Origin of the sequence: uncultured Paracoccus sp., from assembly GCF_947496875.1 — a bacterium.
GTDB lineage: Bacteria > Pseudomonadota > Alphaproteobacteria > Rhodobacterales > Rhodobacteraceae > Paracoccus.
The window spans coordinates 26,774-42,517 of record NZ_CANMEH010000007.1 but is presented as its reverse complement, the minus strand read 5'-3'; the positions used below and the strand labels follow the sequence as shown (position 1 = coordinate 42,517).

Genomic DNA, 15,744 nt, shown 5'->3' with positions numbered 1-15,744 from the left:
AATACCGGCGCCGCTGCCGCCGGCCGCGCCCTGACCGGAAAGCCCCCGCATGCCGCCGATCATCGAAATCGATCACCTCTCCAAGCAGTATGGCAGCGGCACCCGCGCCCTCGATGACGTCAGCCTGACCATCGACGAGGGCGAGATCATCGCCCTGCTGGGTCCGAACGGTGCCGGAAAGACGACGCTGATCTCGATCATCTGCGGGCTGGTGGTGCCGACCGGCGGCACCGTGCGGGTGGGCGGGCACGACATCCGCACCGACTGGCGTGCCGCCCGCAAGCTGATCGGGCTGGTCCCCCAGGAAATCGCGCTGGAGCCGTTCGAGAAGGTCATCAACGCGGTCCGTTTCACCCGCGGCCTCTACGGGGCCGCCCCGGACGAGGCCTATCTGGAACAGGTGCTGCGCAGTCTGGCGTTGTGGGACAAGCGCGACGCGCGGTGCCGCGAATTGTCGGGCGGGATGAAGCGGCGGGTGCTGATCGCCAAGGCGTTGTCGCACCGGCCCCGCGTGCTGTTCCTCGACGAGCCGACGGCCGGCGTGGACGTGCATCTGCGCCGCGAGATGTGGCAGGTCGTGCGCGACCTGCGCGCCTCGGGCGTGACCATCATCCTGACCACGCACTACCTGGAAGAGGCCGAGGACATGGCCGACCGGATCGGCGTGATCAACAAGGGCCGGCTGCTGCTGGTCCGGCCGACCGCCGATCTGATGGGCGAATTCGGGCGCAAGCAGCTGACCATCGAACTGGACGCACCGCTGCAGCATCTGCCGGAGGACTGGGCTGCAACGGGGTTGAGCCTGTCGGATGGCGGCCGGGTGCTGACCTATGACTATGACACGCGGGCCGAGCGGACCGGCATCGGCCGGCTGCTGGCCGATCTGAACGCCCGCGGCCTCGGGGTGCGCGATGTCGCCACCAAGCAGACCTCGCTCGAAGAGGTGTTCATCTCGCTGGTGTCCGATCGCGCGGAGGTCACTGCGGATGTCGAGCCATCGGGCGCAGACCCGCAGGAAGCGATCATCGCGGCGGAGGGCCGGGCATGAACTGGGGGGCGGTGCGCGCCATCTTCAACCACGAGATGGCGCGGTTCTTTCGGACCATCACCCAGTCGCTGGCCTCGCCGGTGATCTCGACGGTGCTGTATTTCGTCGTGTTCGGCGCCGCGATCGGCGGGCGCATCCAGGCGGTCGAGGGCGTGGCCTATGGCGCGTTCATCGTGCCCGGGCTGATGATGCTGACGGTACTGCAGCAATCCGTGTCGAACGCGAGCTTCGGGATCTATTTTCCCAAGTTCTCGGGCACCGTCTATGAATTGCTGGTCGCCCCCGCGGGCTGGGCCGAGGTGACGCTGGGCTTTGTCGGGGCGGCGGCGTTCAAGGCGGTGATCATCGCGCTGATAATTCTGCTGACCAGCTTCTTCTTCGTCGGGATGCACATCGTGCACCCGCTGTGGATGTTGTCGTTCCTGATCCTGACGGCGGTCGGGTTCTCGCTGCTGGGCTTCATCATCGGGCTGTGGGCCAAGAACTTCGAACAGCTGCAGGTGGTCCCGATGATGGTGATCACGCCGCTGGTGTTCCTGGGCGGGGCCTTCTACTCGGCCAGCATGCTGCCGCCGTTCTGGGAACAGGTCGCCAAGCTGAACCCGGTGCTGTACCTGATTTCCGGATTCCGCTGGTCGTTCTTCGACATTGCCGACGTGCCGGTGGGCGTGTCGCTGATCGCAGTAGCGCTGATGATCGTGGTGCTGCTGGCGGTGATCCGCTGGATCTTCCTGACCGGCTGGCGGCTGCGCGAGTGATCCGGGCCCGCCCGGCCGCGGCCCCGGTCTAGGATCCGCAGATGCGGGTCTGCGGGTCCAAGCGCTTGTATTCGGCCGCGCTGATCTTTGTCATCTTCAGCGAATGGCGCCATTCGTCCTGCCACCGGCGCAGGATGCCGCTGCGATAGTACTGGGCCATCAGCTGGTCGACGATCGGCGGCACGATGCTGGTGCCGGGCAGGCGCGGGGCATGGAACCCGACCGTGGCGCCGGGGCCCAGGCAGGCATTCGGCAGCGTGATGTAGATCGTGCAGGCCGACCGGCAGTAGCCGCGTACCTCGACCGGCCGCCCGGACCGCTGCAGCTCCTCGCGCCGGGCCATGGCCTGCAGCACGTTGCCGCCCTTGTCGTTCAGGATCACGATCGGCTTGCCGGTCGGCGCGCGCGCCGTGGCCGTGTTGGTGGCCGCGGCGCTTGGCGATGGCAGCGGATGCGCTGTCGCGCCGGTCGGTGGCGGCACGGTTGCGACGCAGCCCGCCACGGCCATGCCGAGCGCCAGCACAAGGCCGGCGCCCGGACGGATCGACCGGGGCATCGGGCGGGTCGGGGCAGGGGAAAGGGTCCAGATCATCGCGGCAGTCTGCTGCGGCGTCTCGCCCACGCGCAAGCCACGTTTCGGCGAGCAGGCGTTTGCGCCGGCGGGCCGAGGCGCTATATGCCCGCCATGACTCACAACCCACCCCTGCTGCGCCCCGACCTGGCCCGCGCCGCCATCCCCGTCGATCCGCGCCGTCCCGGCCAGCCGACCATCGGGATGGTCAGCCTCGGCTGTCCCAAGGCGCTGGTCGACAGCGAACGCATCCTGACCCGGCTGCGCGCCGAGGGCTACGCGATCAGCCCCGACTACCAGGGGGCCGACGCGGTGATCGTCAACACCTGCGGGTTCCTGGACAGCGCCAAGGCCGAAAGCCTGGACGCGATCGGCGAGGCGCTGGCCGAGAATGGTCGTGTCATCGTGACCGGCTGCCTAGGGGCGGAACCCGCCTACATCACCGGCGCCCATCCCAGGGTGCTGGCCGTCACCGGCCCGCACCAGTACGAACAGGTCCTGGACGCGGTGCACGCCGCCGTGCCGCCCGCCCCGGATCCGTTCATCGACCTGCTACCCGCGTCCGGCGTGCGGCTGACGCCGCGGCATTTCGCCTATCTGAAGATTTCCGAAGGCTGCAACCACCGCTGCCGGTTCTGCATCATCCCCGACATGCGCGGCCGGCTGGTCAGCCGTCCCGCCCATGCGGTGCTGCGCGAGGCCGAGCGGCTGGTCGAAAGCGGCGTGCGCGAACTGCTGGTGATCAGCCAGGATACCAGCGCCTATGGCGTCGACCGCCGCCACGCCACCGAGCGCGGCCACCGCGCGCACATCACCGATCTGGCGCGCGACCTGGGCAGCCTGGGCGCGTGGGTCCGGCTGCACTATGTCTACCCCTATCCGCATGTGCGCGACCTGGTCCCGCTGATGGCCGACACTGTCGCCCGTGGGACCGGGGTGCTGCCCTATCTCGACATCCCGTTCCAGCACGCCCACCCCGACGTGCTCAAGCGCATGGCGCGCCCGGCGGCCAGCGCCCGCACCCTGGACGAGATCGCCGCCTGGCGCGCCGCCTGTCCCGGGATCACCCTGCGGTCCACCTTCATCGTCGGCTATCCCGGCGAGACCGAGGCCGAGTTCCAGTACCTGCTGGACTGGCTGGACGCGGCGCAGCTGGACCGGGTCGGCTGCTTCCAGTACGAGAACGTGCGCGGCGCCCGGGCGAACGACCTGCCGGACCACGTGGCGGACCCGGTCAAGCAGGACCGCTGGGACCGGTTCATGGAGAAGGCGCAGGCGATCTCTGCGGCCCGGCTCGCGGCCAGGGTCGGCACCCGGCAGCGGGTCATCGTGGACAGCGTGGATGCCGAGGGCGCGACCTGCCGGACCATGGCGGACGCGCCCGAGATCGACGGCAACCTGTTCATCGACGACGGGTTCGAGGCGCTCGCCGCCGGCGATCTGGTCGAAGTCACGGTGGACGAGGCGTCCGAATACGATCTGTGGGGCAGGATGTGAGCTCCGGGTGGGACCCGGACGGTGCGCCCCGCAAGCCCGAGCTGATCGGGATCGGGGCGCAGAAGGCCGGGACCACATGGCTGGCGCAGATGCTGGGCCAGCATCCGCAGGTCTGGGCGCCGCCGTTCAAGGAGGTGCAGTTCTTCAACCACCGCTTCATACCGGATCATCGGCAATGGCTGCCGTGGCATTTCCGGCGCGCCCGGCTGAACATCGAGCGGCGCCATGCGGCGCGGGGCGAGGCGGTGCCGGCGGATCTGGCGGTCTATCTGGACCGGATCACCCGCGGGTCGATGTTCACCAATCACTGGTACAAGCAGGTCTTTGCCCCGGTCCCGCAGGGCACCCGGGCGATGGACGTGACGCCGGAATATTCGACGCTGCCGGACGAGGGGGTGGCGTTCGTCGCCCGTTTCCTGCCCACGGCCCGCTTCGTCTATCTGATCCGCCACCCGGTCGATCGGGCCGTCAGCCAGCTGAAGATGAACCTGACCCGGGCCGGGCGGACTCCCGCATCCGTGGACGACTGGATGGCGGAGATCGACGACCCGGTGCTGATGCATCGCGGCGATTATGCGGCCTATGTTCCGCGCTGGACGGCGCGGTTCGGGGCGGACCGGCTGCTGTTCCTGCCATTCGGACGCATCGCCGCGGACCCGCTGGGCGTCATGCGGCAGCTGGAAAAGTTCTTTGACCTCGCGCCGCACGCATACCGCGACCTGAACACCCGCGTCTTTGCCTCGTCCCGCGCGTTGTCGGTGCCCGACGCGGTTCGCGGCGTGCTGCGCGCGCGGTTGGACGATCAGTTCAGGTTCATCGAGGCGCAGTTCGGCGCCGAGTTCGCCGCTCAGATCCGCTGACCCGCAGGGACGGCCCGGGTCTCTCCCCCAACGGGGGCGGCATCTCCTTCACCTTGGTCCGGTGATCGCCTACATGTGCCGCAACCATCGGACAGGAGCGGATCATGGCCAGCTATCAGTATGTCTATCACATGGACGGCGTGTCCAAGACCTATCCGGGCGGCAAGAAGACGTTCGAGAACATCCGCCTGAACTTTCTGCCCGGCGTCAAGATCGGGGTCGTGGGCGTGAACGGCGCGGGGAAATCGACGCTGCTGCGGATCATGGCCGGCATCGACAAGGATTTCCAGGGCGAGGCCTGGGCCGCCAAGGGCGCGACCGTGGGCTATCTGCCGCAGGAACCGCAGCTGGACCCCGCGCTGAACGTGCGTGGCAACGTGATGGAGGGGGTCAAGGCCAAGCAGGCGAAGCTGGACCGCTATAACGAGCTGGCGATGAACTATTCGGACGAGACCGCCGAAGAGATGGCCAAGCTGCAGGACGAGATCGACGCCGAGAACCTGTGGGACCTGGACAGCCAGGTCGACGTCGCGATGGAGGCACTGCGCTGCCCCCCCGACGACGCCGATGTGGAAAGCCTGTCGGGCGGCGAACGCCGCCGCGTGGCGCTGTGCAAGCTGCTGCTCGAGGCGCCCGACATGCTGCTGCTGGACGAACCGACCAACCACCTGGACGCGGAAACCATTGCCTGGCTGCAGAAGCACCTGATCGAATACCCGGGCACGATCCTGATCGTGACCCACGACCGCTATTTCCTGGACGACATCACCGGCTGGATCCTGGAACTGGATCGCGGCCGGGGCATCCCCTACGAGGGCAACTATTCCGCGTGGCTGGAACAGAAGGGCAAGCGCCTTGCCCAGGAAGCGCGCGAGGACAAGGCCCGGCAGAAACAGCTGGAACGCGAACTGGACTGGATCCGCGCCGGCGCCAAGGCGCGGCAGGCCAAGCAGAAGGCCCGGATCAACGCCTATAACGAGCTGGCCGAGAAGTCCGAGCGCGAAAAGATCAACAACGCCCAGATCATCGTTCCGAACGGCCCGCGCCTCGGCGGCAAGGTGATCGAGGTCGAGGGGCTGAAAAAGGCGATGGGCGACAAGCTGCTGATCGAGGACCTCGACTTTGCGCTGCCCCCGGGCGGCATCGTGGGCGTGATCGGCCCGAACGGCGCCGGCAAGTCCACGCTGTTCCGGATGCTGACCCGCCAGCTGGAACCCGATGCCGGGCAGATCACCTTCGGCGACACGGTGGAACTGTCCTACGTGGACCAGTCACGCGACGCCCTGAACCCCGAGGCCACGGTGTGGGAGGAGATCTCTGGCGGGGCCGAGGTGATCCAGCTGGGCGACGCGCAGATGAACAGCCGCGCCTATTGCGGCGCCTTCAACTTCAAGGGCGGCGACCAGCAGAAGAAGGTCGGCCTGCTGTCGGGGGGCGAGCGCAACCGCGTCCACATGGCCAAGCTGCTGAAGTCCGGCGGCAACGTCCTGCTGCTGGACGAACCGACCAACGACCTGGACGTCGAGACGCTGCAGGCGCTGGAGGCCGCGCTGGAGGACTTCGCCGGCTGCGCGGTCATCATCAGCCACGACCGGTTCTTCCTGGACCGGCTGTGCACGCATATCCTGGCCTTCGAGGGCGACGCGCATGTCGAGTGGTTCGAGGGGAACTTCGAGGCCTATGAGGAGGACAAGGTGCGGCGGCTGGGACCGGACAGCATCGAGCCGAAGCGGGTGAAGTACAAGAAGTTCACCCGGTGATCAAACCGCGGTTTGAGGTCGGCCAAGACTTCAAACTTATCCGGCGATAAGTTTACAGTCGCGTCACGCTTCAAACTGGAGTAAGGCTGCCCATGCGCACAGAGGACTTCGTCAGGCCTGCCGGTAGATTTGTGCCGACGCTGGACGGAGCCATGGCCTTTAGGCCTGCCCGGCTTCCTCCTTCCATAGACCTCGCAGAGCTTGCCGAACCCTTGGGTGACGCGCGTGCCGCTATTGGTGAGCTAAAGGGCGCGTGCCGCCGGCTCCAGAATCCAATGATCCTCATCCGTCCGCTTCAGCGGCGCGAAGCACTCACGTCCTCGGCGATGGAAGGCACCTACTCCACCGAGGATGAGCTCGTTCTGACTGAGGCGGGTCTAGAACCTGCACCCAGCGACGACACGCAGGAGGTCGCAAATTTTGTCCGCGCCTTGTCGGGCGCAGCGCAGCGCATAAGGGATGAACCGATTACTACCCGCCTCATTCGAGACACCCATAGTATCCTGATGAGCCGCCTCAGCCGACATCGGGGGGCGCACCGCCATCCGGGCGAGTTCAAGCGGGATCAGAACATGATTGGCGGCCGCGACTTGCAAACCGCCCGGTTCATTCCGCCTCCCCCAGCCGAAACCCTCGATTGCATGTCCGAACTAGAGCGCTACATAAACCGCGAGCCGCCTCCTACTCAAGGGCAAGCACTGCTCGACCTTGCGCTTGTGCATTACCAGTTTGAGACGATCCATCCGTTCGCTGATGGTAACGGCCGGGTCGGCCGCATGCTCATCTCACTAATGGCGCTTAGTGGAGGACTGCTCGACACACCAGCACTCTACATGTCGCCTGCGATAGAGGGTGCCAAGGACCGTTACATCGATCTGATGTATGCGGTCTCTGCAGAAAGCGCGTGGGAGCCGTGGATCGCGTTCTTTCTGGGCAAAATCGCCGAGAGTGCGACCAACACTATCGGTACTGTGGACCGGCTCTTGGCGCTGGAGACGGACTACCGTGAGCGTATATCCACCATAAAGAGCGGAAACGCCGCTACTCTCGTCTCCATGCTGTTCGAAACGCCTGCCGTTACACCTGCACGCGTCGCAGAACGCATCGGAGTGACGGACATGGGCGCGCGCAAGCTGCTCGCACGATTCGAAGAGATCGGGATTATAAGGGCCGTGGAGAATATCTATCCGAAGGTATATTTAGCAACTGGCATAATGTCAGCCGCGCGAAAGTAGGCGGCAAAGCTGCGGCTAAAGCAAGGCCGCGAAACGGTGGCCTCACCGCAACTTCGCCGCCAACGGTGGCCGCTTCGCCATCCGGTCGAAGAACCGCCGCAACTCGACCGTGGCGTTGCTACGCACCAATTCCGTCCCGCTCAGTCGACGACAGTTGCGGAGCAGTATGCGGGCTCATGCGCGCGACGGACCGGGCGGCCTGACGACCGCCCGACCGTGTCACGACATCAGGTTCTTGGACTTCCACGGGCAGTCGCCGCCCTTGCCGCGCTGCTGCAGGGCGGGGGTGGTGCCCTGCGGGACGGCGGGCGTGGTGGCGGCCGCGCTGTCCGGGGTCGGGGCCACGGGGGTGGTGATCTGCGGGGTCGGCGCGGGGGTCTGGGCCTGCTGCGCCAGAACCGGCGTCGCGGCGGTTCCGAGGGCGGCGGCGACAGACAGCACCAGGGTCGGGATCGAGAACGTCATGACAGCACCTCTTGATGGTCAAGTGTCGAACGAGCCGTGCCCTCATGATGCGGCAAATCGCCCCGTCTGGCAACGTCGCGGGGACCGACCGCTCAGCGTCGCCGCGATCCGCCCGGCAGGCGCGACTGGAAACCGGGCGGCCGCCGCGCCACCCAGGCGATGAACCGGGCCAGGTCGGGGTGTCCGCGCAGCGCCTCGACGGTGCTGTAGTGGCGCGCCAGTTCGGTTTCGCGCAGCGTGCGGTGGATGGTCGAATGGCAGATCTGGTGCATCAGCACCGTCGGCCCGCCCTTGCCGCCGCGCAGCTTCGGAACAAGATGATGCCGGCTCTGCGGAACGTCCGGCGGGATCGGCCGACCGCAGAGCGGGCAGACCGGATCGGGGTCGGCGTCGTTCGACGCGGCTGGTTCGGACGGGGCGCGGCGGCTCATCGCCCCGTGGCGGCGCCGTCAGCCCGCACGGGTGCTGTCCTGCCGCTCGACCAGATCATGCGGCACCGCGAACTCGCCCAGCCGGGTGCGGATCACCGCAAGGTCGCCGCCCTCCGCGGCAACGCGGGCGACCAGGCCGCGCTTCTTGTCCTCGACCACCTCGACGACGCTTGCGCCGGTGCCCTCCAGCGCGATGTCGAAGACCCGCCGGATGGCGCGCTTGCGCAGGTCGGGCTTGAAGATCTTGCCGATGGCGGTCTTCGGCAGCTCGTCCAGGATCTCGACATGCTTGGGAATGGCGGCGCGTTCCCTGATGTGGGTGCGTGCATGTTCCAGCAGCTCGTCCTCGGTCACGCTGGCGCCGGCGACGAGTTCCACATAGACGCAGGGCAGTTCGCCGGCAAAGGCGTCGGGCTGGCCGATCGCCCCGGCCACCGCCACGGCAGGATGGCTGAGCAGCGCGTCCTCGATCTCGGCGGGGTCGATGTTGTGGCCGCCGCGGATGATGAGGTCCTTGGCGCGGCCGGTGATCCACAGATAGCCGTCCGCGTCCATCCGGCCCAAATCGCCGGTGCGCAGGAACCGCCCCTGGGTGAACAGGTCGCGGTTCTTGTCCGGCTCGGTATAGGTCGACCCCTCGTAGACGCCCGGGTTGGCGACGCAGATCTCGCCGATCTCGTCGACCGCGCAGGCGCGAGGGCCGTCGGCGCCGTGCTGCAGGATGCGCACCTCGGTGTAGGGCAGGGGAATGCCCACCGAGCCCACCTTCTTCAGCCCGTCCACGGGATTGCAGCTGACCAGGCAGGTCGCCTCGGTCAGGCCGTAGCCCTCGGCGATCTCGACCCCGGTTGCGGCCTTGAACCGGTTGTACAGCTCGACCGGCAGCGGCGCCGATCCCGAGATCGCCACCCGCAGCGACGACACGTCGGCGTTCACCGGCCGCTGCATCAGCGCGGCGATGGCTGTCGGCACGGTGATCAGGAAGGTCGCGCGCCAGCGTTCGACGAGCTTCCAGAAATGGTCGAACACCCCTTCGCCCCGGTAGCCGGCCGGTGTCGGCATGACCATGTGCGCGCCGGATTCCACGCAGCTCATCAGGATCGGGTAGGCCGCAAAGACGTGGAACAGCGGCAGCGGACACATCAGCACGTCGGTTTCGTCGAACAGCAGCTCGCCGCCCAGGAAGCCGTTGTAGATCATCCCCGACATCTTGTGCTGCGCGACCTTGGGCATGCCGGTGGTGCCGCCGGTGTGGAAATAGGCAGCGACGCGATCCCCGGCCGCTTCGTCGAAGAGCAGCCGGTCGTGCGGCTGCGCCGACGCCGATTCCTCGAAATCGATGACGCGGGCCTTGTGACGCGCATCGACCCGCGGCCGCAGCAGCGGCACGAGCCACCGCTTGGGGCGTCCCAGATACGGCTTCAGATCGACCCGCACCAGGGTTTCGACATGCGGGGCCAGCAGCGCCGCGGCCGCGGCCTTCTGGGCGACGTCGGATTTCGGGAAGGCCGCCAGCGTGACCAGCACCTTCGCCCGGGTCTCGCGCAGGATGGAAGCGATCTGTTCGGGGTCGAGCAGCGGGTTGATCGGGTTGACGATCCCCGCTGTCGCCCCGGCCAGCAGGACCACCGCCGCCTCGGGGCAGTTCGGCAGCAGATAGGCGACCGTGTCGCCCGGGCCGATCCCCAGCAGGTGCAGCAGGTTGGCGGTTTCGGTGACGCGCTGGTGCAGCTCGTCCCAGGTCAGGGTGCAGCTGCGCGAGTGGGGGTCGGACAGCAGCTGGTAGCTCAGCGCCGGACGCGGGCCGAAGCGGTCGCGGGTGCGGGTCAGAAGCTGGTAGATCGTCGGGGGAATGTCGCGCTGATCATAGGGCGCCTGCGCCTCGATCCGGTCCCTGTCGGCGATGCCACTGAACATAGGCGATGATCTCCCCCTGAAACCCCCTCGCGGCGGCATAACGCCACCTGGGGGAACAGGATGGGCCGGAACGGCCCGCAATCTCAAGCATCCGCAGGGTCAAGCGCCGGCAACGCCGCGTCACCGCACGTTTAAAATCGTCTGCAACTTCCAGTTGATCGAATCAAGCCTGCTACATCTTTTAGTGTGGTTCAGCAGGAAAGGCGCGGAGGATGTCAGATTTTCGCGCGGCATGCGCCGTCGGGGCAATATTGTCGGTGCTGGCCGGCTGTGTCGCCGGGACCTCGGACTATGCAAAAGATCCTTATGCAGTGCAGGCGCTCCCGCCCGGCGCGGCGACCTGCCCGGCGACGACGGAGGCGGAAAACGCCGTGGGCGTCGCGGCGACGAACGGCGCCCGACGGGCGCAGGGACTGCCGCCGGTACGCTCCGACATGCGTCTGGCGCAGGTGGCGGCGCGGCACGCCTGTGACATGGCCAAGCGCGGGCGGATGACCCATATCGGCAGCTCTACCACAGGCCCCGGGCCACGCGCCACGGCTGCCGGTTACATGCCCCTGCTGACCGCCGAGAACATCGCCGCCGGGCCCTTCACCCTCGACCGGGTGCTGGGCGAATGGAGCAGGTCCTCGGGACATGTCGCGAACATCACCATCCCGCAGGTCCGCGACTTTGGGATCGGGCACGCCCTGGCGGCGGATGGCAAGACGCGGTTCTGGGCCGCTGTGTATGGTGCGCCGCGCTGATACCCGGGCCGCAGCGTTCCGGAGACCGAAAGCGCCTCGTCACCTGGACGTGCCGAAGCGCCAGCGCAGTCCTGAGCCCTCGCCGGCAACGATGCGTCCTTTCCCGGTCACGCGAAGCGATCAGGCGGGTGCAGGCTGTGCGGGCCTGCTTGCCAGCCGCCGGGCGACCAGCTTCTCGATCTCGCGCAGCCACAGAACGGAACTCGCGACCGCGCCGCAGATCAGCCAGTCGGCCCACCCCAGGGCGACGGTCGAAAAGGCCTGCTGCAGCGGCGGAACATGGACCACCGCCACGTGCAGGCCCAGCGAAACCGCGACGGCCGCCCACAGCCAGCGGCTTGCAAAGACCTCCCCCAACGCGCTGCGGTCGTCCGAACGTGCGTTGAAGACGTTGAACAGCTGGAACAGGGTCAGCGTGGTGAACGCCATGGTCTGCCCGTAGCGGGTCGAGCCCTGGCCGCCGATCATCCCGCCGGGCAGCGCTGCGTCCAGCACCCCGAGCGTCCCGATGGCCATCACCAGCCCGACAAAGATGATCCCGGCCCACATGCGCCGCGTGACGATGCCGTCGGTTCGCGCCCGGGGCGCCTGCCGCATCACGTCGCGCGCGGCCGGGTCGATGCCCAGCGCCAGCGCCGGTGCGCCGTCGGTGACCAGGTTGATCCACAGGATCTGGGTCGCCAGCAGCGGCAGGATCAGGGCGCCGTCGGGGTCGGACAGCCCCAGCGTGCCGGCCAGCAGCACGCCCAGGAACATCGTCATCACCTCGCCCACGTTGGACGACAGCAGATAGCGCAGGAACTTGCGGATATTGGCGAATATCACGCGGCCCTCCTCGACAGCCGCGACGATCGAGGCGAAGTTGTCGTCGGCCAGCACGATGTCGGCCGCCTGGCGCGACACGTCGGTGCCGGTGATCCCCATGGCGATGCCGATGTCGGCGGCCTTCAGCGCCGGCGCGTCGTTCACGCCGTCGCCGGTCATGGCCACGGTCGCGCCCTGCCGCTGAAGCGCGGCGACCAGGCGCAGCTTGTGGGCTGGGTCGACGCGGGCATAGACCGAGACGTCGCGCACGGCCGCATCGAGCGCCTCGTCCGACATCGACTCGATCCGGGTGCCGGTGATCGCCTCGTCGTCCTGGTCGATGCCCAGTTCCCGGGCGATGACCAGCGCGGTCGCCGGATGGTCGCCGGTGATCATGATCGGGCGGATCCCCGCGGCCCGGGCCCGCGCGACGGCGTCGGCCGCCTCGGACCGCGGCGGGTCGATCATCCCGATCAGGCCCAGCAGGACCATGTCATGTTCCCGCGTCTCATCCGCCGGCCCATCTGGCGGCAGTCGCCGTTCGGCCACCGCCAGCGTGCGCAGCGCGCCTGCGGCGAGGGTTTCGCTGGCCTGCCGGATCTCGGCACGGCGGTCCTCGGTCAGCGGGGTCGGCCGCCCGGCGACCAGTTCGTGTCCGCAGCGGTCCAGCAGCATGTCGGGCGCGCCCTTGGTGAACAGCCGCCGCGCCCCATCGCCCTCGGCGTCGTCATGCACCGTGCTCATCAGCTTGCGCTCGGACGAAAACGGGATCTCGTCGACACGCGGATACCGTGCCGCCAACCGGTCGGGGTCGAGCCCGGCCTTGCCCGCCGCCGCGATCAGCGCGCCCTCGGTCGGGTCGCCCTGGATCGTCCAGACGCCATCGCGGTCGACCAGGGTGGCGTTGCTCGCGAGACTTGCGGCGATCAGCACCCGTTCCGCGTCGGCCCGCAGCAGGTCGTCATCGCCGCCCTGCAGCGTGACCCTGCCGTCGGGATCGTAGCCGTTGCCGGCCAGCAGCATCGTGCCGCTGGCGGTCACGACCCGCCGCACCGTCATCTCGTTGCGGGTCAGCGTGCCGGTCTTGTCGGAACAGATCACATCGGCCGATCCCAGCGTCTCGACGGCCGCGAGCTGCCGCACGATGGCATTGCGCCGGGCCATGCGCTGGACCCCCAGCGCCAGCACGGCGGTGACGATCGCGGGCAGGCCCTCGGGGACGGCCGCGACCGCGAGCGCCACGCCGAGGATCAGGATGTCGAACAGGCCGGAGAGACCGCGGACCTCGGTGGTCAGGGCGATCGCTGCCACGATCACGACGGCGATGCCGATCACGATCAGACCAAGCCGCCGGCCGACGCGGTCCAGTTCACGCTGCAGCGGCGTCGCCTCGTCGGACGCCTTGTCCAGCAGGCCCGCGATCTGCCCCATCTGGGTCTGCATCCCGGTCGCCGTGACGACCGCCGTTCCGTGGCCCCGGGTGACCGACGTGCCGCTGAAGACCATGTTGCGGCGATCGCCGACCGCGGCTTCGGCGGTGATCGGGGCGGGATCCTTGGCGACCGGCACGCTCTCGCCGGTCAGGGCTGCCTCGGCAAGGTGCAGTCCGGCGGCATCGATCAGCCGCGCGTCGGCAGGGATCGTGTCGCCTTCCTCGATCAGGATGATGTCGCCGGGGACCACATGGTCTGCCGGAACGGCCTGCCGGGTGCCGTCGCGCAGAACGGACGCGCGCGGGGCCGCCATCCGGCTCAGCGCCTCCAGCGACTGTTCGGCGCGGGCCTGCTGCACATGGCTCATCACCGCGTTGAAGAGGACGATCGCCAGGATCGCCAGCGCCTCGTAGGGCAGGGCCGAGGTCCGTTCGATCAGCCACAGCACCAGCGACACGGTCGCTGCCGCGATCAGCAGTAGCACCAGCCGGTCGGTGAACTGCCCCAGGAACCGGCGCCAGCCCGGCACGGGCGGGCGCGTGGCGAGCGTATTTCGCCCGGAGGTCGCCAGCCTCGCGTCTGCCTCGGCGGCAGTCAGCCCTGTTTCCGGGATGACACCAAGATCCCGCAGGACGTCGTCCGCGGCCCGCCGGTAAGGGTCGGGCGTGGTGGTCGCGGGCTCTTCTGTCGTCATGTCCTTCGCGTTCCCTCGCCGTCCCTGCAGACGCAGATCAACAGATCGGCGCTGCGGACGCCACCGCCGGCTTGCCGCGTCGGTCCCACGACATGGTTGACAACCGGGCGGTCACCGCAGGTTTCTGGGCGAGTGGCGCGCGCCGCACGCCGCGCGCCGGCCACAGGAACCGGGGAAGGGGTATGCCATGAGGTTCAAGGACACGGTCGTCGTCATCACCGGCGCGGCGCGCGGGATCGGGCTGGCCACCGCCGAACGCTTCCTGTCCGAAGGCGCGCGCGTCGTCGTCGCCGATGTGGATGACGCGCGCCTGGCCGACACGGCCGCCAGGATCGGCACCCCGGACACGGTGCTGCCCGTCACGATGGACGTCAGCCGCAAGGATCAGGTGGAATCGCTGATCGACCGGGCCGTCGAGCGGTTCGGCCGTATCGACGTGATGGTCAACAACGCGGGCATCGCGCCCGTCGTCGAGTTCCTGGACATCACCGAGGAGATCTACGACCACACGCTGGACGTCAATCTGAAGGGCGCGTTGTTCGGCACCCAGGCGGCGGCGCGGCAGATGATCGCCCAGGGGCAGGGGGGCGTGATCATCAACATGTCGTCGATCAACTCGGGGCTCGCCAATCCCAGCGTCGCCACCTACGCGATCTCGAAGGGCGGGATGAACCAGGTGACCTCGACCGCGGCGGTGGCCTTTGCGCCGCACGGGATCCGGGTGGTGGGGGTAGGACCCGGCACGATCATGACCGAGATGATCGCCGGCGCCTTCATGGACAAGGCCGGCAGCCGCGCGATCCTGTCGCGCACCCCGCTGGGCCGGCTGGGCCGCCCCGAGGAGATCGCCGCGGTGGTCGCGTTCCTGGCCAGCGACGACGCGTCCTACATCACCGGCGAGACGATCTATCCCGATGGCGGGCGCCGGGTGCTGAACTATGTCGTGCCGGTAAAGGACTGAGCGATGTCCGACGCGTTCCGCAAGCTGCACCACATCTGCATCGTGGTGCACGACATCGACAAGACCCAGGCGTTCTACGAATCGATCGGCATCGGCCCGTGGCTCGCCTATCCGCCGCTGACGGAATACGAGGAGCTTGAGGTGCCCAGCCGCGCCGGCTTTCTGGCCATGCAGTACCGCATCTGCAACCTGCCGGGCATCCAGCTGCAGCTGTGCCAGCCCAGCCACGACCCCAGCCCGCAGCGCATCCACCTGGACAGCAAGGGCGAGGGCGTCTTTCACCTGGGGTTCGAGGTGCCGGACGCGGATGCGGCCGAGGCAGCGGCGGGGCTGCCGGTGCTGATGCGGGGGCGGCGGCCCAACCGGACCGGGTTCACCTACTATGACACCGCCGGGGATGCGGCGGTTGTCCTGCTGACCCGGCAGACGAACGAGCCCGGGCGCTAGGCGGCGGAGGCCCGGCGCGGCGGACCATTCGCGTGTGGGCGCCACGGATCGGTGTACCCGACCGGCTTTTCCGGCCCGGCCCCGCGTGCTAGACCCCGCGCGCATCGAAAGGGCCGC

At 68.2% G+C, this 15,744-nt stretch carries 14 protein-coding genes; 9 read left to right on the top strand and 5 right to left on the bottom strand.

Going from position 1 to position 15,744, the window contains the following annotated elements:
- The first annotated feature begins 49 nt into the window (after positions 1 to 49).
- Complete coding sequence (locus Q0938_RS10265) at positions 50 to 1,048, top strand: ABC transporter ATP-binding protein (RefSeq protein WP_299361765.1); 999 nt, start codon at positions 50 to 52, stop codon at positions 1,046 to 1,048.
- Positions 1,045 to 1,806, top strand: a complete 762-nt coding sequence (locus Q0938_RS10260) for an ABC transporter permease (protein ID WP_299361762.1) — start codon at positions 1,045 to 1,047, stop codon at positions 1,804 to 1,806. The genes Q0938_RS10265 and Q0938_RS10260 overlap by 4 nt, the downstream gene beginning before the upstream one ends.
- A 28-nt stretch (positions 1,807 to 1,834) precedes the next feature.
- Here Q0938_RS10260 and Q0938_RS10255 read toward each other — a convergent pair whose 3' ends face one another.
- A complete protein-coding gene (locus Q0938_RS10255; RefSeq protein WP_299361759.1) occupies positions 1,835 to 2,398 on the bottom strand; it encodes a hypothetical protein in 564 nt (187 codons plus the stop codon).
- A 93-nt stretch (positions 2,399 to 2,491) separates the two neighbouring features.
- Between Q0938_RS10255 and rimO the strand changes: the two genes are divergently transcribed.
- The 4 genes from rimO to Q0938_RS10235 all read left to right on the top strand — a co-directional run bounded on the left by rimO (position 2,492) and on the right by Q0938_RS10235 (position 7,729).
- Positions 2,492 to 3,874: a 30S ribosomal protein S12 methylthiotransferase RimO gene (rimO, locus tag Q0938_RS10250; protein WP_299361757.1), complete on the top strand. Its 1,383-nt coding sequence runs from the start codon at positions 2,492 to 2,494 to the stop codon at positions 3,872 to 3,874.
- Positions 3,871 to 4,734, top strand: coding sequence for a sulfotransferase (locus Q0938_RS10245; protein ID WP_299361754.1), 864 nt, complete (start codon positions 3,871 to 3,873; stop codon positions 4,732 to 4,734). The genes rimO and Q0938_RS10245 overlap by 4 nt, the downstream gene beginning before the upstream one ends.
- Positions 4,735 to 4,838: 104 nt before the next feature.
- A complete protein-coding gene (gene ettA, locus Q0938_RS10240) occupies positions 4,839 to 6,494 on the top strand; it encodes an energy-dependent translational throttle protein EttA (RefSeq protein ID WP_299361751.1) in 1,656 nt (551 codons plus the stop codon).
- A 152-nt stretch (positions 6,495 to 6,646) separates the two neighbouring features.
- Positions 6,647 to 7,729, top strand: coding sequence for a Fic family protein (locus Q0938_RS10235; RefSeq protein WP_299361748.1), 1,083 nt, complete (start codon positions 6,647 to 6,649; stop codon positions 7,727 to 7,729).
- A gap of 219 nt (positions 7,730 to 7,948) precedes the next feature.
- On the opposite strand, the gene Q0938_RS10230 is transcribed toward Q0938_RS10235, so the two are convergent.
- From Q0938_RS10230 to Q0938_RS10220, 3 genes are all read right to left on the bottom strand, one after another.
- Positions 7,949 to 8,194, bottom strand: coding sequence for a hypothetical protein (locus Q0938_RS10230; RefSeq protein ID WP_299361746.1), 246 nt, complete (start codon positions 8,192 to 8,194; stop codon positions 7,949 to 7,951).
- Positions 8,195 to 8,286: 92 nt separating this feature from the next.
- The gene (locus Q0938_RS10225; RefSeq protein WP_299361743.1) at positions 8,287 to 8,625 is read right to left on the bottom strand and encodes an HNH endonuclease; all 339 of its coding nucleotides are present in this window, start codon (positions 8,623 to 8,625) and stop codon (positions 8,287 to 8,289) included.
- Between the two features lie 18 nt (positions 8,626 to 8,643).
- A complete protein-coding gene (locus Q0938_RS10220; RefSeq protein WP_299361740.1) occupies positions 8,644 to 10,542 on the bottom strand; it encodes an acyl-CoA synthetase in 1,899 nt (632 codons plus the stop codon).
- A 212-nt stretch (positions 10,543 to 10,754) separates the two neighbouring features.
- Between Q0938_RS10220 and Q0938_RS10215 the strand changes: the two genes are divergently transcribed.
- On the top strand, positions 10,755 to 11,288 hold the full coding sequence (locus Q0938_RS10215; RefSeq protein ID WP_299361738.1) for a CAP domain-containing protein: 534 nt from the start codon (positions 10,755 to 10,757) through the stop codon (positions 11,286 to 11,288).
- Between the two features lie 120 nt (positions 11,289 to 11,408).
- Here the strand turns inward: Q0938_RS10215 and Q0938_RS10210 are convergent, their stop codons facing one another.
- Complete coding sequence (locus Q0938_RS10210; RefSeq protein WP_299361736.1) at positions 11,409 to 14,219, bottom strand: cation-translocating P-type ATPase; 2,811 nt, start codon at positions 14,217 to 14,219, stop codon at positions 11,409 to 11,411.
- A 187-nt stretch (positions 14,220 to 14,406) separates the two neighbouring features.
- Here Q0938_RS10210 and Q0938_RS10205 point away from each other — a divergent pair, with 187 nt between their 5' ends.
- A complete protein-coding gene (locus Q0938_RS10205) occupies positions 14,407 to 15,180 on the top strand; it encodes an SDR family NAD(P)-dependent oxidoreductase (protein WP_299361734.1) in 774 nt (257 codons plus the stop codon).
- Between the two features lie 3 nt (positions 15,181 to 15,183).
- On the top strand, positions 15,184 to 15,627 hold the full coding sequence (locus Q0938_RS10200) for a VOC family protein (protein WP_299361732.1): 444 nt from the start codon (positions 15,184 to 15,186) through the stop codon (positions 15,625 to 15,627).
- Positions 15,628 to 15,744: the final 117 nt, after the last annotated feature.